General features: G+C 53.1%; 31 protein-coding genes. 3 read left to right on the forward strand and 28 right to left on the reverse strand.

Annotation, left to right across the window (positions count from 1 at the left end; translation table 11 throughout):
* Positions 1-17: 17 nt before the first annotated feature.
* From nuoK to upp, 27 genes are all read right to left on the reverse strand, one after another.
* A complete protein-coding gene (nuoK, locus tag AC0LWM_RS04550) occupies positions 18-332 on the reverse strand; it encodes an NADH-quinone oxidoreductase subunit NuoK (protein ID WP_474673881.1) in 315 nt (104 codons plus the stop codon).
* On the reverse strand, positions 329-847 hold the full coding sequence (locus AC0LWM_RS04555; RefSeq protein WP_474673715.1) for an NADH-quinone oxidoreductase subunit J: 519 nt from the start codon (positions 845-847) through the stop codon (positions 329-331). Before AC0LWM_RS04555 ends, nuoK begins: the two co-directional genes overlap by 4 nt.
* The gene (gene nuoI, locus AC0LWM_RS04560) at positions 840-1292 is read right to left on the reverse strand and encodes an NADH-quinone oxidoreductase subunit NuoI (RefSeq protein ID WP_474673716.1); all 453 of its coding nucleotides are present in this window, start codon (positions 1290-1292) and stop codon (positions 840-842) included. The genes AC0LWM_RS04555 and nuoI overlap by 8 nt, the downstream gene beginning before the upstream one ends.
* A 24-nt stretch (positions 1293-1316) precedes the next feature.
* On the reverse strand, positions 1317-2324 hold the full coding sequence (gene nuoH, locus AC0LWM_RS04565) for an NADH-quinone oxidoreductase subunit NuoH (protein ID WP_474673717.1): 1008 nt from the start codon (positions 2322-2324) through the stop codon (positions 1317-1319).
* Positions 2324-3424: an NADH-quinone oxidoreductase subunit D gene (locus AC0LWM_RS04570; protein WP_474673718.1), complete on the reverse strand. Its 1101-nt coding sequence runs from the start codon at positions 3422-3424 to the stop codon at positions 2324-2326. The genes nuoH and AC0LWM_RS04570 overlap by 1 nt, the downstream gene beginning before the upstream one ends.
* Positions 3425-3430: 6 nt before the next feature.
* A complete protein-coding gene (locus AC0LWM_RS04575) occupies positions 3431-4483 on the reverse strand; it encodes an NADH-quinone oxidoreductase subunit C (RefSeq protein WP_474673719.1) in 1053 nt (350 codons plus the stop codon).
* On the reverse strand, positions 4480-4998 hold the full coding sequence (locus AC0LWM_RS04580) for a NuoB/complex I 20 kDa subunit family protein (protein ID WP_474673720.1): 519 nt from the start codon (positions 4996-4998) through the stop codon (positions 4480-4482). The genes AC0LWM_RS04575 and AC0LWM_RS04580 overlap by 4 nt, the downstream gene beginning before the upstream one ends.
* The gene (locus AC0LWM_RS04585; RefSeq protein WP_474673882.1) at positions 4983-5348 is read right to left on the reverse strand and encodes an NADH-quinone oxidoreductase subunit A; all 366 of its coding nucleotides are present in this window, start codon (positions 5346-5348) and stop codon (positions 4983-4985) included. The genes AC0LWM_RS04580 and AC0LWM_RS04585 overlap by 16 nt, the downstream gene beginning before the upstream one ends.
* Positions 5349-5430: 82 nt before the next feature.
* The gene (locus AC0LWM_RS04590) at positions 5431-5619 is read right to left on the reverse strand and encodes a hypothetical protein (RefSeq protein WP_474673721.1); all 189 of its coding nucleotides are present in this window, start codon (positions 5617-5619) and stop codon (positions 5431-5433) included.
* Positions 5620-5776: 157 nt separating this feature from the next.
* Entirely contained in the window at positions 5777-6781 is a 1005-nt protein-coding gene (locus AC0LWM_RS04595; RefSeq protein ID WP_474673722.1) for an FTR1 family iron permease, read from the reverse strand.
* Positions 6782-6847: 66 nt separating this feature from the next.
* Positions 6848-7630, reverse strand: a complete 783-nt coding sequence (locus tag AC0LWM_RS04600; RefSeq protein WP_474673723.1) for a hypothetical protein — start codon at positions 7628-7630, stop codon at positions 6848-6850.
* Between the two features lie 94 nt (positions 7631-7724).
* Positions 7725-9284, reverse strand: coding sequence for a glycosyltransferase family 39 protein (locus AC0LWM_RS04605; RefSeq protein WP_474673724.1), 1560 nt, complete (start codon positions 9282-9284; stop codon positions 7725-7727).
* Between the two features lie 11 nt (positions 9285-9295).
* Positions 9296-10147, reverse strand: a complete 852-nt coding sequence (locus AC0LWM_RS04610) for a glycosyltransferase family 2 protein (protein ID WP_474673725.1) — start codon at positions 10145-10147, stop codon at positions 9296-9298.
* A gap of 205 nt (positions 10148-10352) precedes the next feature.
* On the reverse strand, positions 10353-11843 hold the full coding sequence (locus tag AC0LWM_RS04615) for an alkaline phosphatase family protein (protein ID WP_474673726.1): 1491 nt from the start codon (positions 11841-11843) through the stop codon (positions 10353-10355).
* On the reverse strand, positions 11821-12774 hold the full coding sequence (locus tag AC0LWM_RS04620) for a lysylphosphatidylglycerol synthase transmembrane domain-containing protein (RefSeq protein WP_474673727.1): 954 nt from the start codon (positions 12772-12774) through the stop codon (positions 11821-11823). The genes AC0LWM_RS04615 and AC0LWM_RS04620 overlap by 23 nt, the downstream gene beginning before the upstream one ends.
* Before the next feature lie 335 nt (positions 12775-13109).
* On the reverse strand, positions 13110-13508 hold the full coding sequence (locus AC0LWM_RS04625) for a F0F1 ATP synthase subunit epsilon (RefSeq protein ID WP_474673728.1): 399 nt from the start codon (positions 13506-13508) through the stop codon (positions 13110-13112).
* Between the two features lie 27 nt (positions 13509-13535).
* Positions 13536-14942 (reverse strand): F0F1 ATP synthase subunit beta, encoded by a 1407-nt coding sequence (gene atpD, locus AC0LWM_RS04630; protein WP_474673729.1) that lies wholly within the window; start codon positions 14940-14942, stop codon positions 13536-13538.
* A gap of 31 nt (positions 14943-14973) precedes the next feature.
* Entirely contained in the window at positions 14974-15834 is an 861-nt protein-coding gene (gene atpG, locus AC0LWM_RS04635) for an ATP synthase F1 subunit gamma (protein ID WP_474673730.1), read from the reverse strand.
* A gap of 14 nt (positions 15835-15848) precedes the next feature.
* Positions 15849-17363: a F0F1 ATP synthase subunit alpha gene (gene atpA, locus AC0LWM_RS04640; RefSeq protein ID WP_474673731.1), complete on the reverse strand. Its 1515-nt coding sequence runs from the start codon at positions 17361-17363 to the stop codon at positions 15849-15851.
* 16 nt (positions 17364-17379) lie between these two features.
* A complete protein-coding gene (locus tag AC0LWM_RS04645; protein ID WP_474673732.1) occupies positions 17380-17928 on the reverse strand; it encodes a F0F1 ATP synthase subunit delta in 549 nt (182 codons plus the stop codon).
* Positions 17925-18410, reverse strand: a complete 486-nt coding sequence (gene atpF / locus AC0LWM_RS04650; protein ID WP_474673733.1) for a F0F1 ATP synthase subunit B — start codon at positions 18408-18410, stop codon at positions 17925-17927. Before atpF ends, AC0LWM_RS04645 begins: the two co-directional genes overlap by 4 nt.
* 93 nt (positions 18411-18503) lie before the next feature.
* Complete coding sequence (gene atpE / locus AC0LWM_RS04655) at positions 18504-18716, reverse strand: F0F1 ATP synthase subunit C (RefSeq protein WP_474673734.1); 213 nt, start codon at positions 18714-18716, stop codon at positions 18504-18506.
* A gap of 62 nt (positions 18717-18778) precedes the next feature.
* Positions 18779-19531: a F0F1 ATP synthase subunit A gene (gene atpB, locus AC0LWM_RS04660; protein ID WP_474673735.1), complete on the reverse strand. Its 753-nt coding sequence runs from the start codon at positions 19529-19531 to the stop codon at positions 18779-18781.
* A gap of 9 nt (positions 19532-19540) precedes the next feature.
* Positions 19541-19921, reverse strand: coding sequence for an ATP synthase subunit I (locus AC0LWM_RS04665; RefSeq protein WP_474673736.1), 381 nt, complete (start codon positions 19919-19921; stop codon positions 19541-19543).
* Complete coding sequence (locus AC0LWM_RS04670) at positions 19914-20144, reverse strand: AtpZ/AtpI family protein (RefSeq protein WP_474673737.1); 231 nt, start codon at positions 20142-20144, stop codon at positions 19914-19916. Before AC0LWM_RS04670 ends, AC0LWM_RS04665 begins: the two co-directional genes overlap by 8 nt.
* A gap of 188 nt (positions 20145-20332) precedes the next feature.
* Positions 20333-21481: a non-hydrolyzing UDP-N-acetylglucosamine 2-epimerase gene (gene wecB, locus AC0LWM_RS04675; RefSeq protein ID WP_474673738.1), complete on the reverse strand. Its 1149-nt coding sequence runs from the start codon at positions 21479-21481 to the stop codon at positions 20333-20335.
* A 25-nt stretch (positions 21482-21506) separates the two neighbouring features.
* Positions 21507-22136, reverse strand: coding sequence for a uracil phosphoribosyltransferase (gene upp / locus AC0LWM_RS04680; protein WP_474673739.1), 630 nt, complete (start codon positions 22134-22136; stop codon positions 21507-21509).
* Between the two features lie 243 nt (positions 22137-22379).
* On the opposite strand from upp, the gene AC0LWM_RS04685 reads away from it, so the two are divergent.
* A complete protein-coding gene (locus AC0LWM_RS04685) occupies positions 22380-23291 on the forward strand; it encodes an S-layer homology domain-containing protein (protein WP_474673740.1) in 912 nt (303 codons plus the stop codon).
* Positions 23292-23595: 304 nt separating this feature from the next.
* Here AC0LWM_RS04685 and AC0LWM_RS04690 read toward each other — a convergent pair whose 3' ends face one another.
* Positions 23596-24069, reverse strand: coding sequence for a MarR family winged helix-turn-helix transcriptional regulator (locus AC0LWM_RS04690; RefSeq protein ID WP_474673741.1), 474 nt, complete (start codon positions 24067-24069; stop codon positions 23596-23598).
* 153 nt (positions 24070-24222) lie between these two features.
* Here AC0LWM_RS04690 and AC0LWM_RS04695 point away from each other — a divergent pair, with 153 nt between their 5' ends.
* Complete coding sequence (locus tag AC0LWM_RS04695) at positions 24223-24639, forward strand: DoxX family protein (RefSeq protein ID WP_474673742.1); 417 nt, start codon at positions 24223-24225, stop codon at positions 24637-24639.
* 111 nt (positions 24640-24750) lie between these two features.
* Entirely contained in the window at positions 24751-25080 is a 330-nt protein-coding gene (locus tag AC0LWM_RS04700) for a rhodanese-like domain-containing protein (RefSeq protein WP_474673743.1), read from the forward strand.
* Positions 25081-25090 lie beyond the last annotated feature (10 nt).

A 25090-nucleotide genomic window follows, 5' to 3' on the forward strand; every position in this document is an offset into this window, starting at 1 on the left:
AGGCTTCCACCCAACTCTTAATGCTTCATCGAGTCGATCTCGTCGACGTTGGCCGTTCCTTTGTTGCGGAAAATCGCGATCAAAATCCCGATGCCTACCGCCACCTCGGCCGCGGCGATCGCCATGTTGAACAAAGAGAAAATTTGTCCGGTCAGCGACGGATGCAACCCATACTTGGAGAAAGCAATCAGGTTCAAGTTAACCGCATTGAGCATCAGCTCGACGGATAGCAGAACGATAACCGCGCTGCGCTTTGACAATGCGCCGTACAGCCCGATGCAGAACAAAATGGCCGCAAGCGTCAAATAAGACGATAAAATGCTCATCGTCAGTCGGCCTCCCTTTTTGCCATAATGATCGCGCCGATAAAGGCGACGGTCAGCAGGACGGACACAAGCTCGAACGGAATGACGTGCTGCGTGTATAGCAGCTTACCGATTTCAAGCGTGTTGTCGGCGCCTGCTTGAAAAGCCGGCGCTTTCGGAAAATCCGTTTCCCGGATCGCATAAAACAATAGTCCGAACAGCCCCAGCGCGCCGATGAACAGCAGCACATTGTGCGTCGAGCGCTTCGGTTCGTCGGTCTGGTCGTGGCGCGTCATCATAATGCCGAAAATCATCAAGATCGAGATGGCGCCCGCGTAAATCAGCACCTGCACGAAAGCGATAAATTCCGCATCAAGCAGCACATACATACCGGCGAGACCGATGAACGAGAAGGCTAACGCAACGACCATATGCACCACTTTGGTAAAGCTGACCATCAGCACCGCTCCGGAAATGATGCACACCGCCAAAATGAAGAAGGCAACAAATTCTCCGGTCAGGTCGATGTTGAAGTTAAACATTCGCTTTCGCGCCCCCTTTCGGCATCGCCGAATTGTTCTCTTGGCGAATGTTCTTCGTATTGTTGCTCAGCCATTCCTTGTCTTTGAACAAATCGTCCCGGCTGTACGTCGACAGCTCGAAGTTGTTCGTCATAACAATCGCTTCGGTCGGGCAAACCTCGGTGCACAAGTCGCAAAGAATGCATATTTCAAAATTGATATCGTACGTGTCGATGACCTTGCCTTTTTTCTCGGGATCGGGATTCGCTTTGCCGGTGAGCGTAATACATTCGGTCGGACAAGTTTTGGCGCATAGGTTGCAAACGATGCATTTATCCGGATCGAAATATTGAATGCCGCGGAAACGGTCAGGCATCTGCAGCGGCACGTCCGGGTACGCGTAGGTCACTTTTTTCTGAGTCATCGTTTTGAATGTGACGCCGAGTCCCTTCAATAAGCCTTTCATCCTGTGTTCACCCCTTCTGCATCGTTATTTGATAAACAGTTCCATATACAGCGCAGTCACGAAAATATTCACGAGCGATAGCGGTAGCAGCACCTTCCAGCCAAGTCCCATCAGTTGGTCGATGCGAACCCGCGGCAGCGTAGCCCGGATCCAGAACAGGAAAAACACGACGAACACAAACTTGAGCAGGAACCAGAAAATGCCCGGAATGACATCAAGGAACGGCAGCGGCGCATGCCAGCCGCCAAGGAACAAGATCGTCGTTAGCGCGGCGATCGCATAAACGTACACATATTCCGCCAGCATGAAGAAAGCGAAGCGAAAACCGCTGTATTCGACATGGTATCCGGCAACAAGCTCGGATTCCGCTTCCGGCAAGTCGAACGGCGTCCGGTTAAGCTCGGATACGGCCGCGATGATGAAGATGACGAAGCCGAGAATTTGCGGCAGGAAGTTCCACTCCCAGAACGCATTGCCTTGATGCTCGACGATCGTCCGCAAATTCAAGCTGCCGCTAAGCATCACACAGCCTGTAACAGAGATGACGAGCGGCACTTCGTAGCTGATCATTTGCGCTGCGGAGCGCATGCCGCCGAGCAGCGAATATTTGTTGTTCGACGCCCAGCCGCCGATAACAATCCCAATCGTGGAAATGCTGGACAGAGCGGCGTAATAGAGCAGACCGACGTTCAAGTCGGCAAAATACCAATTTTGCGTATACGGAAACGTAGCCAGCACCGCAAAAGCAGGAATGTAGGTTAACGCAGGCGCCAGGATGAACAAACTGCGATCCGCTTTGCGAGGGATTGTATCTTCCTTCATCAGCAGTTTGGCGATATCCGCCACGGTTTGAAGCAATCCGAACGGGCCGACGCGGTTCGGACCGATCCGCGCCTGCATCCAGCCGAGCACTTTGCGTTCATAATAAATCGCGTAGGTCACGAAGCCGAGAACGATGACAAGAAGCAGAACCCCGCCAAGGACAAACAAGGAAAACGTGCTCAGCGTCAAGCTTTGATCCAGCATGCCCATCAGCAGTCAACCTCCCCTACCACGATATCAATGCCGCCCAAAATCGTAATCATGTTCGTCATCGATTCGCCGACAAGCAATTTCGGCAAAATTTGCAAATTGACGAACGACGGTCTGCGGAATTTCAGCCGGTACGGCTCCGCCTTGCCTTTCGAAACAATATAACAGCCGATCTCGCCGCGCGGCGATTCGATGCCGACGTAAGTTTCGCCGGCAGGAGGACGAATGACGCGCGGAACCTTGCCCATCGTTTCGCCTTCAGCCGGGAATTGCTCTACGGCCTGCTCCAAGATGCGCAAGCTTTGAACGATTTCCTCCAGGCGCAGCAAGTAGCGGTCATAACAATCGCCGTTGGTGCCTACGGGCACGTCGAATTCGAAACGGCTGTACAGGCTGTACGGTTTGGCTTTGCGCAAATCCCAATTAACGCCCGTGCAGCGTAAATTCGCCCCGCTCAAACCATGATTGATGGCGGACTCGGCATTGTACTTGCCAATGCCCTTGATCCGGTTCAAGAAAATTTCGTTGCCGCTGACTAGGTTGTTGTATTCATTCAGCTTGCTGCGCATATGCGGAATGAATTTGCGGACCTTGTCGATCCAGCCTTCCGGCGCGTCCCACTTCACTCCGCCCACTCGCATGTAATTGTAGGTAAGGCGGGCGCCGCATAGCTCGTTAAACAAATCGATAATGATTTCGCGTTCGCGGAATGCGTACAAGAACGGGCTGATCGCCCCAATATCTAACAAGTATGTGCCCCACCATACAAGATGGCTGGCAATACGCTGCAGTTCCATCACGATCAAGCGCAGGAATTCGGCCCTTTCCGGCACCTCGATTTGCATCATCGTCTCCACCGCATGGACGAGCACATAATTGTTCGTCATGGCGGAGACGTAGTCCATCCGGTCCGTATAAGGGATAATTTGCGTGTAGGTCAAATTTTCAGCCAGCTTTTCCGTGCCGCGGTGCAAGTAACCCATAACGGGGATTGCTTCTTTGATCACTTCGCCATCGATTTTGACGATAAGGCGAAACACGCCGTGCGTGCTTGGATGCTGGGGTCCGACGTTAAGCAGCAGTTCTTCTGTGCGAATCACGGGCGGTTACACCTCCGGGTCCAGGGGTATATAATCTTTGCGCAGCGGATGCCCGACCCAATCGTCAGGCATCATAATGCGCCGCAGATTGGGATGGCCCGGGAAATCGATGCCGAGCAAATCGTAAATTTCTCGTTCGTTCCAGTTGGCCGTATGCCAAATGGGCGTCACGGAATGAACCGACGGATTGTCGCGGTCGGCTTTTACCTTGACGCAATATTCTTCTTTGGAGGAAATCGACACGAAGTGGTACACGACTTCCATATGCGTTTCGTGATCAACGCCCGCGACGTTGCGCAGGTAGTCCATGCCGAAGTATTCATCCGATTTCAGCAGTTCCGCGAGGCTCAGCCAGTGGTCGTTCTTAGCGACCAAGGTCGGCAAATGACGATCCATCTCATTGATAAAAGCTTGCTCCAGCGCATCAGCGGATACCTTCGCCTGTATAATTTTGACGGCTTCGTCCAGCTTCGGCTGGTTCGGGGATGGCTCCTTCGGTTTATCCGACTCGCCCTCCGTCGCTTTCGCTCGTGCAGCCGCTCTTGCCGCACGCGCCTCAGCCGCGGCTTTCGCCTTCGCTTCTTTGTCGTCGTCGCCGGCTGCCTCACCGCCCGCTGCTGCCGGCGCTTCGCCTCCGCCTTCCGCTGCCGCTTTCGCAGCCGCTCTCGCCGCGCGTGCTTCCGCTGCAGCCTTCAGCTTCGCTTCGCGCTCCGGGTCGACCGGCGCGTCGCCGCCCGCTGCTGCCGGCGCTTCGCCTCCGCCTTCTGCCGCCGCTTTCGCAGCCGCTCTCGCCGCGCGCGCTTCCGCTGCAGCCTTCAGCTTCGCTTCGCGCTCCGGATCCACCGGCGCGTCGCCGCCCGCTGCTGCCGGCGCTTCGCCTCCGCCTTCGGCCGCTACCGGAGCCTCAGGCGACGCCTCTTTCGCCGGCTCCGCTGGCGATTCGGCAGTTGCGTCGACTTTAGCTTCTTCCGCCCTCGCATCGCTCGGGCTGCTTTCCGCTTCTGGCGAAGCAGCCGTGTCTTCCGGCTTCAATTCATTTTCTTTGTTGTCTTCGCTCATTGATTCGTCACCCGCTTCCCGGTTTTCGCCTCATAGCGAATTTTCTCCTGAAGCTTGTTAATGCCATAGATCAGCGCCGCCGGATTCGGCGGGCAGCCTGGAATATACACGTCAACCGGAACGATCTGGTCAACGCCATTGATCACCGAATACGATTTCACATAGGGGCCGCCTGCTGTTGCGCATGAGCCCATCGCGATCACCCACTTCGGCTCCGGCATCTGATCGTACAAACGTCGAAGCAAAGGCCCCATTTTTTTCGTAACGGTGCCCGCAACGATCATAACGTCGGATTGCCGTGGGGACGTCCGGAAAATAACGCCGAACCGGTCGAGGTCATAATGCGATGCCCCCGTGCCCATCATTTCAATCCCACAGCATGCCAAGCCAAACGTCAGCGGCCAAAGCGAGTTGCTGCGCGCCCACGCCTTTAGCTGCTCCAGCGTGCCCATAAATACGTTGCGTTCCAGCTCTTTGCGTTCATCCAATGTAATTGACGCTAAATCGAATTCCATTGCAGCACCTTCTTCTTCCAAGCGTAGATGAGTCCTATCGACAGCATGACGACAAAAATGATCATCTCGACAAGCGCAAATAGCCCCAATTGGTTGTACGCGACAGCCCAGGGGTATAAGAAAACGGTTTCTACATCAAAGATGACAAACATGAGCGCGAACAAATAATAGCGCACATTAAACCGGATATGGCTTTCGCCGATCGGTTCGTTACCGCTTTCATACGTCGTTTGCTTCGGATCGTTCGGCTTATGGGGCCGAAGCAGCCTTCCTACCGCCAACGCGACGACGGGCAACAAAATGCCGAGCACAACGAAAATCGCCACAATGACATAGTTGTTCGTGTACATCTCCATCGAATCGCCTCCACTTTTTATATATAAAGTTTGATGGGCAGCATTATTATTATTACTATGCGATCATAAGCATTTTTTATGGGTGTTCACAAAATTGTTGATAATCATCCACTTCATCATCATAACAAAAGCCTCTATTGGAGTCTATACGAAGATGTGCGACCCAGCCTTTAAATGTTGCTTTTGTTGCCGTGCCGAAGTATCTTCTCGATGCCATCCTTGCACGTAAAACAAAAGCCTCTATTGGCTTCTTAGCCTCGTCCACCCGCAACACTCCCCCCCTGAAAAATTTCCCATCAATATACATACAATACCACATAACATGCAAAAAGTCGCAAGAGAAAAATGATTCTCTGCGACTTTTTCATTACAGCTTGCGGGTATGCAATTATCTCAAACGAAATGCCGTTTAACCGTTCGGCCTACTGGTTAACAGCCTGATGTCTCCCGCCCAATTGCTGCTCCGAACTCTTTGCATCTTTAACAGCTTGTTCCGAGGGTGTTGCTGCAATACGCTTCTGGCCGGCTTCCGCCGCCAGTCTCGACTTTTTCTTCTGCCGGATCATCAAGACGAATACGACAAAATAATATCCCCAATAAATGACGAACTCTTCAACCGACGGATTTTGCGTGTATCCGAGGAACGATTTCATGAACAAGCCGACTTGGCCGTTGATCAAAGGCTGGCTGCCCGTATCGCGCACATATTGCTGCTCGTCGATCGGATGCTCCGGCATAATCCCGGTGATGTTGTAGACTTCGCCGATCTCTCCGCCGGCCGTGCGATACACGCTGCCCATCAAGCCGATGTCCTGCAAAATTCCTACCGCCTGCACGAGCAATCCGGCCGCGATCAGCATGAGCAGCACGCTGGTCGATCGAAAAAAAGTGCCAAGCGATATACGCCGGGTTCCTTTGAAGAACAGGTACCCCACAATAAGCGCCAAAATGAGACCGAGCAGCGCGCCCCAGCTGGCAATCGCCTTCTGAATGTCTCCCTGGCTGACGGCTGCGAAGAAAAACACCGTTTCGACGCCTTCGCGTACGACAACGAGAAACGAATGCACAACCATATTAATGATGCTGCCGGTCGTTAAAATATGCGAAATTTTCGACTGGGTTTTGCCTTGAATGTCCCGGCTTTGCTTCTGCATGAACAGGATCATATGCGTAAGCAGCGCGGTCGACACGAACATGATGCCGAATTTCAAATACGTCTGGCTGGCCATGCTGGAGAAGCCGGTCAGCACAACCTGGAACACGAGCGCCACCCCATAGCTCGCAACGATGGCGAGAAAAACGCCGAGCCAAACCCACTTCGTCCAGCGGGATTGGTCGATTCGTTTCAAATACATGACGATAACCCCAACGATCAAGATCGCTTCAAGCGCCTCGCGAAATGTGATAAGAAATGCTTGCAGATTCAACGTTGTCACTCCTTCGCGTCTTAGGCACCCGATCCCGGGCGTCATGCCGCGCTTAACTTTTATCCCTTAGAATAGTCCTTTTTTCTTGGCAAACCATACGGACAATGCACCGATAACGATAACGCCGCCGATCAAACCGAAGGTGAGGAGCGGATTCGTTTTGTTCGTATGCTCCATCGGGGCATGCTGGGCGTCCGGATTAATCGTTTCGTTCGCCGTTCCTTTTCCGTCATCCTTCGCTCCCGCTTCAGGCTTGTAAGGGAACAACGGCTTGACGGTATCGTAAACGTACAATACGTTTTTCTTAAACTGTTCCGGCTTCGATTCTTTCTTGCCCGCACCGAACAAACCGGGGTTTCCAAGTGCCTCCAACGCGGCGTCGAAAGCCTGATCGAGGCTTTTCAGCTTGTCGGCATCGGTAATTTGCTCTTGCACATACGGCTGCAGCACGACATATGTCGCTTTGGCCTTGGCGAGCAGCAGTTTGGCATTGGTATAGTCATTCACATCTTTAAGCGCATATTGGAACCGCCGGTCCAAGTTCATCACCAGCAGCGCTTTATAGTTCGTGATGGTCAAATCCTTATCGTGCGCCTGTATATTGGCACTTAGCGTTTTGGCCACTTCTTCGCCGAAATGCGAAGATATTTCCGCTTTTCTTTCGTTATGCGCCGCAAGCGCCTTGTCCCAATCGGGTGTCGGCGCTTCAAGACTCGCTATGACGAGTTTGAACGTTTCCGCAACTTCATCGGTATTGGCGTCGCCGTAGGAATAAGCCGATGCCGTCGACGGCAGCAGCAGAAAGGCTGATAGTAGAAGGAGGCCGAATAGTCTGGTTAACTTGTGCATGAGTCTGGTACCACTCCCGATTTTTGCTTCCGAGCAAATGATAATCATTTTCATTGTAAATGTCAAGATGTGAAATGCGCTAGTTCTAACAATATTATGAATTACCCAGCCATTCATATACTTCAATCGTGCCGTAAACCGGATCGAAAAGCGGATCCGAACGGTAAACGCCGATTAGCTTGACCCGGCCCGCAAGCGAGCCGACCTGCGTCTCGAAACCGTGCAGCACATGGTCCGTCAATAAAATGCGCCGATGCTTGCTCGCCGCGACTTCAGACAGGAAGTAAGCGTACGTTTCGATTCGCTTATGGTCAAAAGGTACATCCATATATTGCAGCACGCGCGTCTCTTCCCAGGTATACAGCGTGAACGGCTCCGCGCCGCTGTCGTAGGCTTCCGTCAACGCGGCGGCCAGTTGATGGACGGCGGGCGGTTCCGTCGCCTGCCGTTCGATGAGCCGGACGCCGACGACGAAGTGAAACGACAGCGTCGCGGCGATGAGCAGATGTGCGGCGATCCGGAGGCGCGCACGGCCTTTGGCGGCGTGCAGCAGCGCGAATAGCAGCGCCAGCAGCAGCGGGCCGAGAAGCGGCGAAATATGCCGCGGCTTCTCGATGTTCTGCGCGGCGAACGCCCACGCGCCGTAGGCGGCACTCAGCGCGAGCAGCAGCGGCAGCAGGCGGCGGCCCGGCTGCGTCGCGCTAGGCGGCTCGGCTGCGCCCCTGCCGGCGCCGGAGCGGCGCAGCCAAGCGAAGCCTGCGGCAAGCGCCGCGAGTGCGCCGAGCAGCGCGGCTTCGCCGGCGGAGCCCGCCAGCAGGCCGGTGCGGAGCACGTTGTCGCCGAAGAAGCGTGCGACGCGCTCCGCAAGCGGCATCGGCGTTGCGGCGACGCCGCCGCCCCACTCGCTGAAGTGGCCTGCGACGAAGGCGGACGCCAGCTTCACGAAGCCGAGAATGCCGCCTTCGGACAAAGCCAGGCCGAGCACCCAAACGCTTTGAAACAGCACAAGCCATATCGCGTAAAACAACAGCCGCGGCCAATAAGCTTGTTTTTGGCTTACTTGGGGCAAGTTGAAAGCCCGCCAATCCACATACCATAACCACAGGACGCCGATTCCAAATGGGGCAAACGACAAGCGTATGCCCATCAGAACCCCGAACAACGCTAGCGGCAAAACCATGGCACCCATCGTACGCTTCTCCGCGGCTCGTATAAGGCTCCACAGGTACCACCATAACACGGCAATACCCGCCGCTTCGGACATCGGCTGCGTCGACAGCAGCCACAAATAAGGCAGCGTGACAACGCACAAAGCGGCAAGCAAGCTGCTTGCCCAACCGAAATACCTCCGCCCCAGCAGTGTGATCGGAACGACCGCCCCCGTGCTCATGAGCACGTTGAAGACGGACAACGCCTTTGCCGGATTGTCTACGATCAGCCGTACAAGCATACCTCCGAGGACAAAATAAGGATATCCCGGAAAATGCGGCTGCATCGCGAGCAGATCGAACCGGTCCAGAGCGAGCGCAAAATCGACCTCGTCCCAGCTCCGGACAATTCCGCTTGCATAAAACAGACTATCCGCCAGAAACGCCGCGCATCCGGCAGATAGGATGATTAACAACAACGTACTCATGCGTTGTCCGAATAACATTCTTGCTCGCCTCATTTACTCGGCATTGGGTCTTCAGGCAATCTCGGTTCGCCAGCGTTAACGGCCGAGACAGACTCGCTTACATCATGGCTATTCCCGGCTCTTGAATCCTCAGAACCTTTGGAGCTTTGCAATCCCTGCATCCCATGCAACTCCACTTTCTTAACGGGACGCAGCATTTCCTTAACAATAGCGGGAATGACCGAAGTGACATATGCGCGAAATTTGATGAACGATTGCCCTTTCGTCCGTACCTGGTACCGAATCGGAATTTCTTGCATCCGAAAGCCTTTGCGAACCAAATTTAGGGTGAGCACCTGCGCATAGTTGTAGTCGTGGATAATTTCCGCATGCTCCATTGCTTGCCTGGAAAAACCGCGCATCCCCGATTGCCCGTCATAAATCCAGCGCTGGATGAACAGCATTTGCAACAGCGTAAAGCAGTAGTTGCCGAGCCTCCGATGCAGCTTCATGCCGCGAATTTCGCCTTTAAACCGCGAGCCCATCGTATAATCGGCTTCGCCTTGAATGATAGGCGCGAGCACATCGGGAATTTGCTCCGGCGGATATTCATTGTCCGCATCGATCATGAGGCCGATCGCCGCATCCATCCGGCAGCATTCGGCAAGACCCTCGCGCACGGCGGCTCCGAGGCCGCGGTTCGTAGGGAACGACACGACGCGATCCGCTCCCGCCGCCTTAGCCACGGCTACCGTCCGATCACGCGATCCATCGTCGATGACGAGCACCTCAACCTGATAGTCCGGGAGAAAATGCCGCGGGATGCGCGAGATGACGGTGCCGATCGATTCTTCTTCATTATGTGCCGGCAAAAAAACGACGATTTTGTTCCGTTCGCTCACGACGATTTCCTTTCTATTTCCGCAAAATTTCCTGTGTTGATCTACATTAAGCTTGCATCTACTTCCGCGCTTATATTCCTACAAGCCCTTATTCATGCTCTTGTTCTGCTCTTATTCTGCTCTTGTTCCTGTTCTTATTCTGCTCTTGTTCCTGTTCTTGTTCCTGTTCTTATTCCGCTCAGTCTCTTGCTCTCTACGCAAATACCTATGCCTTAACCTTTGCTCCATCCGCAATCGCATCAAGCAGCACCGGTCCTCGGCTATGGCTTGGATATGGGCTTCCGAGTAAATAAGCGAGTGTCGGAGCGACCGACACGAGCGAGTGCTTCTCCTGAACCCGCTTGCCGCGTTCGATCGCGGGTCCATGCAGGAAAAACGGCACATACCGCTCGCCTTCGTCCAAATGTCCGTGCCCGCCGATGCCGTCCGCTTGTCCATGATCGGCGCAAACGATCAGCGTCGTGTCGTCCATCATGCCGCGTTGGTCCATCCAGCCGACGAACTCCTCTACAAGCCGATCGGCCTCTTCGATCTTTTGGCGATACTCCTCGTACAAGGCGCCGCGGCTATGCCCCGTCTGATCGGTCGCGATCAGCTGCACGATCAGCAGCTCGGGATTTTGCTCGGCCATAATTTTTTTCGCGCGTTCGATAATGTTTCGGTCCGCTTTGTCGTTATGCATAACGGCGGTCACGCTCTCGACGTCGTCGCCCATCGAATCGATCAAATGCGCGATGCCGAGCAAACGGCCTTTTTTGCCAACCTTGCGCAGCGAATCAAAAATACTTTCGACCCGAATGCCAAGACGCCAAACCATATTCGAACGAATGCCATGCTCGCGCGGATACGTCCCCGTGAACATCGACGAGAAACATACGACCGTACGTGCCGGGTACACCGTTTCCATCTGCTCGTATTCGGTCCCGTTACTCCGCAGCCCTTTCAGGAAAGGCGCATCCGCTTCCTCAAAACGATCCTTGCGCATGCCGTCGATGACCATGACGACAACGCGTTTACTGAGCGCCTTCTGTGGCGACGGAGCGTTCGACGTATAGCTCGGAATCTCCTTCGGCTTCCAATCGAATAAGTTACGATGCAGCACGAAGGCATAAACCCATACGCCAACCGTCAACCAAACGAGCGGCTGCCAATCCAACTCCGAAAAAGCAGCACCGATTCCATCCAAACCGGCTTCGGCAAAATATCGATAATATACGTCCCACACAAACAACAGCAGCAAAAACTTCGGCATCTGCTCCTGCGCATTGCCGCTCGTGGAATCGCTGTTCTTCAGCACAAGCTTCCAGAAACGCGTGAAATTCAACCACGACGTACCAATGCGCAAATGATAATATAATGTGCCCCAGAAGAGCACGGTGAAGAAGAAAAATAACCCTAACGCCACAAGTCCCAATATAACATCCGGTTCATGCCACATCAGCAAGGCCGCGATAAGCGGAAACCACAAATAGTTGCGAAGCATCAGCGGAAAATCAAACACATAATAAGCGGCCAGCAGCGGGATGATCAGCACCAGCCCGAGTCCCGCGGACGCCCAAAATTCGGGCATTCCCCATTGATTCGCACGATACAGCAGAAACGTCCCCACGACAAAAATCGGCGTAAACGGCTTGCCTTCGTTGAGCATATTCCAGCACCTTGCGGCGATGATTTCAAACATGGACGCTTGTTTCATGTCGACTTCCCTTCCTTTTCCCTATTCGCAACCATCCGCGCAAATCGAGCCAGCGCACCGGCGTTCGAATGAGCGCATACAATCCGACTGCATATGAAAATACAAACTTAAAGCTGTGCGTCATCACCGCAACCGTGAGCGCAGTTTTCCAATCGATTCCCAGTATGGCCAAAGAGCCGCTCATCGTGCTCTCATACGTGCCTAGGCCACCAGGCGTGACGTGAAACACTTGTCCGGCAATCGTCATGCTGTTCGCCCAGACGAGCTGCCAGATTGGCACATCCAGCGCCAGAACGCGAATGACGCCATAAATCACGGCGCCCTCCAGCAGCCAGCTAACCGTTACTGCGGCTACGATGACGAGGCCGTCACGGGTTGACGATACTTCGCGCAGTCTTTGCACATGCTTTCTCAGCGGGGCCCAACGGCTTAATCCCGATAGCTTGAAAAACAACACCATCATCAGGCCGAAGCCGATAACCGCATATAACCATAGCCAAGAGGTTCGAAGCCCGAGACATACCGCGCCGATTCCGCCGAATAATCCCAATACGAGTATATCCAGCGTCCGCATGGCGACCACCGAATGAACGGCGGTATCCCATGTCGTTTCCGTCCGCTGCATGAGCACTCCCGCCCGTACCGCATCACCTGCTTTGACCGGGAACAAATGATTCGTGAATAAACTGTAAAACAAAGCATTCAAGTATACGCCAAAAGGCGCCGGAACACAGGCATACCGTTTCCATGCCACCGCTTTGAATCCAAATGAAAGTCCGTACCCTGCCACCATGACAGCCAGCCACCCCGGTTGCCCGGCAAGCATTCGAATATGGCCTGCGAGCTCGCTCCAATCAAGCAAGCGCCATGTCATATAAACGGAAACGCCGATCAAGACGAAGCTTATAACGCCTAACAACCATCTGATCATCTAAAATATCGCTCTCTTCGCACATGGCGAGGAAGATTCACCATCATGCATCATATATTTTATCGGTCCATCCATGTACCGATGGAGGAAGACGCAAAGCCGCCTTTCCTGAATGAGAAAAATTCTCATACCAAGCCGTCTATTAGTATAGTTCGTTATGCCTGGAGCGTCAACATACTTGGGCTGATCAACGGCGAGGTTATTACTGGCAGGGGATCCCTAGTCCTTTTCTTCCATACAAAAAAAGAGCCGCGAACGGCTCTCTTTCTTGCCCGAATGATCGGACTTGCTCCCCGCAGCCGCTCACGATGCCGTGAGCGCTCGGGAAACCAATATTACATACCGGACACTTCGATTCGCGTAATCGCACGCTGCAGCGAAAGCTCGGCGCGGCGGAAATCGTAATCGTCCTTCTTGCCGGCGAGACGTTTCTCCGCGCGCTCTTTCGCAGCTTGCGCCCGCTCGCGATTAATATCGCCAGGGAGCTCCGCGCTTTCCGCGAGAATAACGACTTTGTCCTTGCGTATTTCGATAAAACCGCCGTGAACGGCGATCACTTCTTCTTTACCGCCGATTTTCGCGCGGACAGGAGCAATCTTCAGCGGAGTGACGAGCGGGATATGATGCGGCAAGATGCCGAGCTCTCCGTCTGCGCCCTTCACGCTGACCATTTCCACGTCCTTCGCGTATACTTTACGCTCCGGCGTTACAATCTCGAGTAATAAGGTACTCACTGGGATACCTCCTAAGCTACCTGCAGATTACAGGGTCTTCGCTTTCTCAACGGCCTGTTCAATCGTACCGACGTTGTGGAAAGCCGGTTCCGGAAGATCGTCGTGTTTGCCTTCAAGAATTTCTTTGAAGCCGCGAATCGTATCTTTAACCGATACCGCGATGCCTGGGATGCCGTTAAACGCAGCGGCAACGTGCAGCGGTTGCGACAAGAACAACTCGATGCGGCGTGCGCGGGCAACAACCAGTTTGTCTTCCTCGGACAATTCATCCATACCGAGGATTGCGATAATGTCTTGGAGCTCTTTATAACGTTGCAGAATCCGTTTTACGCCTTGAGCGACGTTGTAGTGCTCTTCGCCTACAACCTCAGGCGCCAGGATCCGGGAAGACGATGCGAGCGGGTCAACGGCAGGGAAAATCCCTTTCGCCGCGATGGAACGCTCCAAGTTCGTCGTTGCGTCCAAGTGAGCGAACGCCGTAGCCGGAGCAGGGTCCGTATAGTCGTCCGCCGGTACGTAGATCGCTTGGATCGACGTAACGGAACCTTTTTTCGTTGTCGTAATCCGTTCTTGCAGCTGACCCATTTCCGTTGCCAGCGTAGGCTGGTAACCTACCGCCGACGGCATGCGGCCGAGCAAAGCGGATACTTCGGAACCCGCTTGGGTAAAGCGGAAGATGTTGTCGACGAACAGAAGAACGTCTTTGCCTTCTTCGTCACGGAAGTATTCAGCCATCGTCAGACCCGACAAGGCAACGCGCAGACGCGCACCCGGCGGTTCGTTCATTTGTCCGAATACCATGGACATTTTGCTGATAACGCCGGTTTCCGTCATCTCGTGGTACAAGTCGTTCCCTTCGCGGGAGCGTTCGCCAACGCCTGCGAATACGGACAAACCGCCGTGCTCGGAAGCGATGTTGTGGATCAGCTCTTGCATCGTTACCGTTTTGCCGACGCCTGCGCCGCCGAACAAACCAATTTTACCGCCTTTGGAATACGGAGCCATGAGGTCGATAACTTTGATGCCGGTTTCCAGCATTTCCGCTTCCGTCGTCAAGTCTTCGAATTTAGGCGCTTCTCTGTGAATCGGCAGCTCCAGCGTACGGTCCGCTGCTCCCGCTTCGTCGATCGGATCGCCGAGTACGTTGTATACGCGTCCAAGCGTTGCCGGTCCAACCGGTACCATGATCGGTTTGCCCGTGTCGACCGCTTCGAGTCCGCGTACCAGACCGTCGGTGGAAGACATCGCAACGCAGCGCACTGCATTGTCGCCAAGATGTTGAGCTACTTCAACCGTCAGGTTGATGTCGCGCTCGGTTGCCGTTTGCGCTTTTCGCTCAATTTTGATCGCATTATAAATTTCAGGCAGGTGTCCGCGTTCGAACTCAATGTCAACGACGGGACCCATTACCTGTACAACGCGTCCTTTGCTCATTTCAGTCCCTCCTTATTATCCTAACCCGATCCTACGACAGCGCGTTCGCGCCTGCCACGATCTCGGAAATCTCTTGCGTGATGGCGGCTTGACGCGCACGGTTGAAGCTGAGCGTAAGTCCATCGATAATTTTCGTGGCGTTTTTCGTCGCGTTGCTCATCGCCGTCATCCGGGCTCCGAATTCGCTTGCCTTACCGTCCAGCACTGCGCTGTAAATGAGCGTTTCCGCATATTTAGGCAGCAGCACCTCGAGTACGCCTTCCGGCGACGGCTCATATTCGTAGCTGATGGAAGCTTCGTTTGTGCTCACGTCGCCGAGCGGCAGCAAACGCATTTCCGTCGGAATTTGCGAGATAACGCTTTGAAATTTGTTATAAACGATTACGAGCTCGTCGTATTGTCCTTCGATATAGTTCTGAACCGCTGTTTGCGCGATCGACTTGATGTCGGCAAACGTCGGCGTATCGGATAATCCGGTAACTTCCTCCAAGATCGGCATATTGCGTCGCTGGAAAAAGTCGCGGCCCTTCCGTCCGATCACGAACAGAACGTATTCGTCGTTCGATTTATGCTTCTCGCGAATCGTCGACATCAGCCTGCGCAGCACGTTGGCATTGTAACCGCCTGCCAAGCCGCGGTCGGAGGTAATAACGAGATATCCCGTCTTTTTCACTTCGCGGCTTTGCAGCATCGGATGCTTAACATCCTTCGAGCCCGCCGCGATGCTCGCGACGACTTCTTTCATCTTATCGGCATACGGACGTGCAGCCTCAGCGCTGCTCTGCGCACGCTTCAAACGAGCGGCCGCAACCATTTCCATTGCCTTCGTAATTTGTTTGGTGCTTTGTTTGCTCTTGATCTGGCGTTTTAATTCGCGAAGTCCTTTAGCCAATGTTGTTCACCGCCTTACACTGAAGTGGCGAAGCTCTTCTTGAACTTGTTGATCGCCTCAACCAACGCTTTATCGTTATCGCTGGTCAGATCTTTCGTATCGCGAATGGACGCGAAAATTTCCGGATGGTTTGCTTCAACAAATTGCAGGAATCCAGCTTCGAAACGAAGAACGTCTTTGACTGGAATGTCGTCCAAATGACCTTTAGTTACCGTGTAGATCGAAACAACTTGTTTCTCAAGCGACATCGGCTGGTTAACGCCTTGTTTGAGCAACTCCGTTGTTCTTTCACCGCGGTCCAGACGAGCTTTCGTTACCCGGTCGAGGTCGGATGCGAACTGTGCGAAAGCTTGAAGGGAACGGTATTGAGCCAAGTCAACGCGAAGCGTACCGGCAACCTTCTTCATCGCTTTCGTTTGTGCGGAACCGCCGACGCGAGATACGGAGTTACCGATGTTTACGGCAGGACGTTGGCCCGCGTAGAACAGCTCGCTCTCCAGGAAGATTTGTCCGTCCGTAATCGAAATTACGTTCGTCGGAATATATGCGGAAATGTCGCCCGCTTGCGTTTCGATGAACGGAAGCGCGGTCAAAGAACCTGCGCCCTTCTCGTCGCTCAATTTTGCAGCGCGCTCAAGTAGACGGGAATGCAAGTAGAATACGTCGCCCGGATAAGCTTCGCGACCCGGCGGACGGCGGAGCAAGAGCGACATCTCGCGGTATGCTGCCGCTTGTTTCGACAAGTCATCATAAATGATCAAGGCATGTTTGCCTTTGTACATGAAGTATTCGCCCATTGAGCAGCCTGCGAACGGAGCCATATACAGCAATGGAGCCGGCTCGGATGCGCTTGCTGTAACGATAATCGTGTAGTCCAGAGCTCCATGACGACGAAGCGTTTCGGTTACGCGAGCAACCGTCGATTGCTTTTGGCCGATAGCGACGTAGATACAAATAACGCCTGTGTCTTTTTGGTTCAAGATCGTATCGATCGCGATCGTCGTTTTACCTGTTTGACGGTCGCCGATAACGAGCTCCCGTTGGCCGCGGCCGATTGGGATCATCGCGTCGATCGCTTTGAGACCCGTTTGCATCGGCTCATGTACCGATTTACGGTCCATAACGCCTGGCGCCGGGGATTCCATCGGACGAGTTTGCGTCGTGTTGATCGGTCCTTTGCCGTCAAGCGGCTGTCCGAGCGGGTTTACGACGCGGCCGAGCAGTTCCTCGCCGACAGGTACTTCCATGATACGGCCCGTACGTTTAACTTGGTCGCCTTCGCGGATGTCCGTGTAAGGGCCGAGAATAACGACACCCACGTTGCTTTCCTCGAGGTTAAGTGCCATACCTACAACGCCGTTCGCGAATTCGAGCAGTTCGCCCGCCATCGCGTTTTCCAGTCCGTGTACGCGTGCGATACCGTCACCGACTTGGATAACCGTACCTACGTCAACGACTTGAATTTCGGATTTATATTGTTCAATTTGCTGTTTAATCAGCGTGCTGATTTCTTCAGGTCTGATACTCAATTCTCTTCACCCCTGTCTACAATGCTTGACTTTTCAAAGATTTTTCGAGCCGCGACAGCTTGCCGGACAAGCTGCCGTCGTATAGGCGATCGCCGATGCGAACCTGGATGCCGCCTAACAAGCCTTTATCGATCACGTTTTGCAAACGAATTTTCTTGCCCGTTAATTTGCCGAACGATTCGGCGGTATGCGCAAGCTCGCTTTCGGTGAGCGGCAGCGCCGAAAATACGGTCGCGTCCGCTTGTCCGAGCACTTCGCCTGCAATCTTGACGTAAGCTTCAAGCAGTTCGGCAAAAATGCTTTGTCTGCCCCGAGCGATCAGAAGCTCGATCGTGCTCATGACGGCAGGGGACACGCTGCCTTCGAACGCTTTTTTGACAAGCCCGATTTTGGCGGTTGCGTCAATGTTCGGATAGCTTAGAAACTTCTTGAACTCGGCATCGCCTTCCACGGTACCGACAACAAGCTTCAGCTCAGCTTCCACCTGGGAAACCGCGCCTGCGCCTTGAGCGACCTCGAACAGCGCCTTTGCGTATCTTTTCGCTACGACCGTTTCCTTGCTCATGGTTTTTCCCCTACCTCTTTCAGGTATTGGTCAACCAGCTGCTCTTGCGTTTTTTCGTCGACTTGCTTCTCGATGATCTTCGAAGCGATCATGACGGACATGCCGGCCACTTGGCTGCGCAGCGCCGCAACCGCTTTGTTCTTCTCGCTGTCGATTTCCTTGACCGCATCTTGCTTGAGTCTTGTCGCTTCGGACTTCGCCAGTTGAACGATTTCGTCCGCTTGCTTCACGCTAGTCGTTTTGGACAGCTCAATAATTTCATGCGCTTCTTTGCGCGCTTGCTGCAATGCTTGCTTCTGCTCCTCAAGCAGCTGTTCCGCTTGCTTGCGGCTCGTTTCCGCTCCGTCGATCTGCTCTTTGACCAGCTGTCTGCGTTTTTCCATGATGCCGAACAAAGGTCCGAACGCATATTTATTCAACAACCAGTACAAAATCCCGAAGGAGATGATCGCGAAAACGAATGTTTCCCATTTCCAATCCATAGCTGCCACTCCCTTCTTCCATGCATCATCTTAGGCAATCAAAACGAAGGCGTGGAGGGCTAAGGCCTTCCCCGCCAATGGCTGTCTAAACGATTATTTAAAGAACGCCAGGAAGCCGATAACGACGCCGATGATCGGAACGACCTCGACGATACCTACGCCGATAAACATCGTTGTTTGAAGTTTGCCTTGCAATTCTGGCTGACGGGAGATGCCTTCTACCGTTTTGCTTACGATCAGACCGTTACCGATACCAGCGCCAAGTGCGCCCAGACCTACTGCTAATGCTGCTGCCAATACTTCCATTGTTTAAAATCCTCCTCAAAATTGGGGTTATATATTTGGGTGATACTTTAATACCGGTTTCATCAATGCTCTTCGTGAATCGTCGCTTCCGAGATGTACACCATCGTCAGAATCGTAAACAGGAACGCCTGAATGGCGCCTACGAAAATACTGAAGCCTTGCCATGCGATCAGGAACGGAGTGCCTACCCAGCCCAACATCAAAATCGTTGAGATCAAAACCTCGCCGGCAAAAATGTTCGCGAACAAACGAAGCGCGAGCGTCAGCGGTTTGGAGACCACTTTCATCAGGTTCAACGGCAAGAAGACCGGGAACGGCTCCAGGTAGTGCTTGAAGTAATGCTTCGTGTTCAGCTTGACACCCAGGATGTGGATCAAGAAGAAAACGACGATGGCAAGACCCGAAGTCACAGAAAAATCTGCGGTCGGCGATTTCCACCAAGCGATTTCGTAATGCTCCTTCGCCGCCAGCTTGTCAGCGGTGATGCCCAGCCAATCAATCGGATGGTGCACCTCCGTTACAATCCCGAACGGAAGTCCGAGCATGTTGGAGACAAAAATAAACATAATCAGTGTCATCCCGAGTGAAACATAAGGCTTGACTTTATTCAGCGGCATTGTGCTAGCAATAACGCCTTGGACGAATTCGACGACCCACTCCATGAAGTTCTGCAGTTTGCCTGGATTTTCAACGGATAGATTGCGAACAGCCAAACGGGCAAGCACGAACGTAATAATGAAAGAGATGATAATCGTTCCAAACGCCGCGATGTCGATGTTAAGTCCGCCAACGTGCAGTATCGGAGATTCATGCATTTTTTAGTTTCACCCCTTTCCGCTGGAATCTTTGCTATTGTGATAGTACGCTGCGATAAGCGCAGCAAAAGACATAAAAAAACAGGCGGACAATACAGCGACGATATGAAAACGATCCGGGAATTTAAGCGCAACCATCGCAGCCAGCAATACCATCGCGAGACGGCTTGCGAGCCCCATGCCCACTTTGCGCGGGCCTTGCGAGGAAACCGCTTGTCCTAAAAACTCGACTCTTCTCCGAAGTAATAACGCATTCATAACACTTGCGGCCAATCCTAGCAAAAGGCCCGCCGCAACCGTTTTCCACTCCGGGAACACCGCCCAAACCAATAAACATAACGATGCAAAATAGAGCGCCGCACGTGTTGTCGTCTTCCAAATCTTATCCATCGGCTTCTCCTAACACCTTCTTTACTAGCATGAAGGCACCAAAAAGACCGGCAGCCAATCCGAACAGAATGCCTCCGACAAGCCAACCTGAACCGCCTCCCCAGTAATGGGACGCCAAACGACCGATGCCGTATCCGATCAGGATGCAAACAGCGACTTCTATGCCGATTGCGCCGACAACGCCGGCGGCAATCCAAGGGTTGTCTTTTCGACTTTCTTTCATGGCTACCCCCTGCCAATCCAACATTTATTGTAGCGAAGCGGTACTCCCTTTGTCAATTCCAAAAGCTGCAAACATTCAGTGAACGGAACCGCGAAAACCCTTGATTTTAAAGCCTTTTGCGTCTTCAAAACCGCACAGTACCACTGTATGCTAGATGCTTTTGACGTATTAGTCGAAACCCATGTCAATTATGAACGTTGTGTGAACCGTTCGGGAGGATTCGGGATGATGCCGAAATGATGAAGAATCGCCTGTACGATCCGCTGCGATGCTTTTCCGTCGCCGTACGGATTGGCGGCCTTGCTCATTTTGTCGTAAACGGCTTGGTCGGTGAGCAGCGTTCTCGCCCGCTCGAACACGTGCTGTTCGTCGGTGCCGACCAGCTCCAGCGTTCCCGCGTCGATTCCTTCCGGACGCTCCGTTGTATCGCGCAGGACTAGCACCGGCACGCCGAACGACGGTGCTTCTTCCTGTAGTCCGCCGGAGTCGGTCAGAATGAGATGAATATGCGGGAAGAAATTATGAACCTCAACGACGTCAAGCGGATCGATCAACTTAATTCGAGGATGGCCGCCCAGCATTTCGTGCGCCGGGCCTTTGACAGCCGGGCTTGGATGGACCGGATATACAATGGCGATATCTTCGAATTCGTCAGCAAGACGCTTCACGGCACGGAAAATTTGACGATGCGGCTCTCCCTGCGATTCACGGCGATGCGCCGTCATAAATACAAGCCGCTTGCCCTTCGCCCACTCGAGGATCGGGTGCTCGAAATGCTCCTTCACCGTGTATTGGAAAATATCGATCGCTGTGTTCCCGGTAATGTAGATGCGGTCCTCCGGCTTGTTTTCACTGCGCAAGTTCCCGGCCGACCATTCCGTCGGCGCAAAATGCAGGTCGGTGAGTACGCCCGTCAGCTGACGGTTCATCTCCTCCGGATAAGGCGCCATCTTGTCCCACGTACGCAGTCCCGCCTCGACGTGACCGACCGGGATTTTTTGCAGAAACGCCGCATAGCTGGCCAAAAATGTCGTAGCCGTATCGCCGTGAACAAGAATCAGATCCGGCTTCGCTTCGCTGAATACCGGCTCCAGTCCTTGCAGCACGCGGATGGCGACCTCGTTCATCGTTTGGCCGCCTTTCATGACGTTCAAGTCGTAATCCGGCTTGATGCCGAACAATTCGAGCACTTGGTCCAGCAATTCGCGGTGCTGTGCGGTGACGCACACGAGCGATTCGATGTGCTCGGGGTGCTTTTCCAGCTCCAGAACGAGCGGCGCCATCTTGGTCGCTTCCGGCCTCGTTCCGAAAATCGTCATTACTTTGAGTCGCTTCATTTAAAAAGGTCTCCTATTCGACAATTTATTTCGTGCCAAACAACCGGTCTCCGGCATCGCCGAGCCCAGGCACGATATATCCATGGTCGTTCAGGTAGTCGTCGACTGCAGCAACGTAAATGTCAACGTCTGGATGGGCTTTTTGTACCGCATGAACGCCTTCCGGCGCCGCGATGAGGCACATCAGCTTGATTTGGGTGCAGCCGCGCTTCTTCAGCACGTCGATTGCCGCATTCGCGGAACCGCCGGTCGCCAGCATCGGATCGATGACGATGTTGAGACGCTCCTGCACGTCCGTCGGCAGCTTCGTGTAATATTCCACCGGCTGGAGCGTTTCCGGATCGCGGTACAAACCGACATGCCCGACTTTGGAGGCGGGCAGAAGTTTCAGAATCCCGTCCACCATGCCGAGTCCTGCGCGCAAAATCGGAATGAGACCCAGCATGCGGCCGGAGATGATTTTGCTATCGGCTTCCGTTACGGGTGTTTTTACCTTGATGTCTTCCAGCGGAATATCACGCGTAATCTCGTACGCCATCAGTGTCGCCACTTCGTCGACAAGCTCGCGGAAATCTTTCGTTTTCGTGTTTTCGTCGCGGATATACGTCAGCTTATGCTGGATTAGCGGATGATCGCAGATAAATAATTTGCTCATAAGTTGTTCTTCGTCCCCCTACACGTTTTGCGAAGCAAAACTGTTTCGTCACCGTTCGTCACGAAATGCTCTGCAAACCTGATCTATTATATCACTGTCTTGGCTTGACTGCACGTAGCTTTTCCATTTTCGTCCCGATTCATCATTCTATTGTTGTATTTTTTGCCAACCCGCTATTCAAAGCCCCAGAACCTCAATTAATATAATGCTTGGGAACTATATCTCTAGGGGGAGTCAATCAAAATGAACAAAGGATTCAAGTGGAAATGGCTGCTGCTCGCCGCGCTTGCGGTTGCATGCATCATGCCGCAATTCGCATCCGCCGCAACGAATGCCGACGAGCAGGCTGCGGCCGCGCGCATGAAGGCGCTCAAATTAATCAGCGGGGACAAAAACGGCGATCTGCGTCTTAACGACAACATCACCCGCGCCGAGCTGGTCACGATCATCGTCCGCTCCTTCGGCCAGGAAAGCAGCGCCAAGTCACTTGCGGGCTCGAGTACCTTCGCCGATACGTCCGGTCAGTGGTACAGCGGATATATCGCCGCAGCGAAGTCGTTGGTTGAAAAACAAGGCGGGACCATCGGCCAGCCGGACGGTAAATTTAACCCGAACGGCAACGTAACTTCGGCCGAAGCGATCGCCTTTATGATGAAGTTTGTCGGCGTTAAGCCCGACACAACGAAGAAATGGCCGGACGACTACATATCAGCCGCAGTACAAGCCGGGTTAATTACGGCAGACGATCAGAAGCAATTGGACGGGAACAAGAACAGCAAAGCCGACCGGGGCCTCGTCTTTTATTTGGCCGATCAGGCTTTTTCCTCTTATAAGCTGGCAGGGGGCAAAACGGTATACACGACGTATCTCGACAAAACGCCGCCGACGCTTACCGTCGACAAATACGAAAGCGCGACGAAGGAAGAATCGATCCCGCTTAGCGGAACCGTCTCCGCGGATAGTACCGTTGCGATCGGGGACAACAAAGCGACCGTCGGCAAAGACGGCAAATGGAGAGGCACGGCCAAGCTGAAGGTCGGAGAGAAGCAGGAAATCGCCATTACGGCGACCGATCTTGCGGGGAATAGAACCGTAAAGAAAATTACAGTCGACCAGCAGGGCGAGTCGGTGCTTGATGAGGTTTACGCGAAGTAAAACAAATACGCCGTTTTTCGCATTCAATTGCTTCAGATGCGAAAAACGGTTTTTTGCCGGCTAATCGCCCCCGCCGGTACTTTAACGTCCCGGGTTTGCGGGAACGGCTTGCGATTCCTCTTTCGCGCAAAGGCAGATCGGCGCGGTCGCTAAAGCGGGAAGAGGATGTCGAAAGCTTGTTATTACGCATCCCGGCGATCCATAGGGCACATAGCGATAATCCCGCAACAAAGCGGCAATCCATAACATCGTACTCATCCATATCCCTCCAGACAGGATTGATTACACGTTTTAAGATGCAATCTTAGGACGGTTTACCCTCTTCGCCCCGCGGCGATTGCAATGCACGATACATCGCTCCAAAGGAACTGATGATCGATTGCACCTCGGCATCGGACAGCAACTTGGCGAAATATTGCTTGATTCCCTTTGCATATACCGGCCACGCTTTGCGCAATTGCATTTCTCCTTCCTGCGTAAGTACAGCATATGCTCCCCGCCGGTCTTCGTCGCTTCTTTCCCGTTGAATCAACCCATCGCGCTCCAGCCGGTCAACAAGCCGCGTCAAGCCGCTTTTGCTCAAGACTACCTTCCGATTGAGCTCCCCGAAGCGAAGCTTGCGGTCCGGCGCCTCGAACAAAGCGATCAGCACATCGTAAGTGGTCAGCGGCACTCTTTTTTGCTCGGCCAAATCCTGTTCGATGTTTTCGATAATTTTGGCATGCGTCTTTATAAACAGCCGCCAAGCGGCCAGTTCTTGTTCCGATACTCTTTCCATCAGGCTATCCTCCACTGCAATCAGGTTAAAATCAATATACGCCTTTTTTGTTGCGTAATCAACAAATAATTGTTGACTACGCAACTTTATTGTGTTAATTTTGTTGTGTGGTCAACTGTTGATTTAACAACAAATAAAGGAGTTGAAATTTATATGGATAACAGAAGCTTGCATGTTTATGCCAACATTGCCCTTCGATTATTGGTTGGATTCATCTTCATTATGCATGGAAGATTTAAGCTGATGTGGGGGTATTCCAATTTATCGGAATGGCTGCAAGGTCAAGGATTTCCGTTTGCGGATTTTTTCGCTTACGTGCTCCCTTGGATTGAGCTGCTTGGAGGCATCGTCATGGTCATCGGAATCGGCACGCGCTACCTGGCTTCCCTGTTCAGTCTAATTCTGCTGATTGCCCTGTTTAAAGTGAAACTCTCCGTCGGTTTTATCTCGAACACGGCGACAGGCTACGAGTTCGAACTGCTGCTGCTGATCGTCAGCTTGCATGTAGCGGTAACCAGCTCGAATTCGCTCAAGCAAGTCTGGAAAGTTTCCCGAAAGGAGGTGAGCTGAACCGTTTCCGGGCAAATGCCCTACTTTGCTGCCCCATGTCGATACTTCAACGAATGAAGGGCGTAACACGCCCTCGACACTAAAATAACGAAGAAAAAGGAGGTAACAACTATGGTTGTTACAAGCATTAGCCGTTCGGAAATTAAGGAAAAACTGGATCGGGGCGCGAGCGTGATTCTCGTAGAAGCGCTGCCTCCAAGATACTATGAAGACATGCATTTGCCGGGGGCTATCAATATTCCTCATACCGAGGTCGAAGCCCTGGCACCAAAAATGTTGCCCGATAAATCTGCGGAAATTATTACTTATTGCGCTAACTTGCCTTGCCCTAATTCCGAGATCGCGGCTAAACGCCTGATCGAACTCGGTTACACGAATGTCAGAGAATACCGGGAAGGCAAGCAAGACTGGTTCGAAGCCGGATATCCGGTCGTACAATAAGCGAACTAAA

Source organism: Paenibacillus sp. sgz302148, assembly GCF_056120465.1.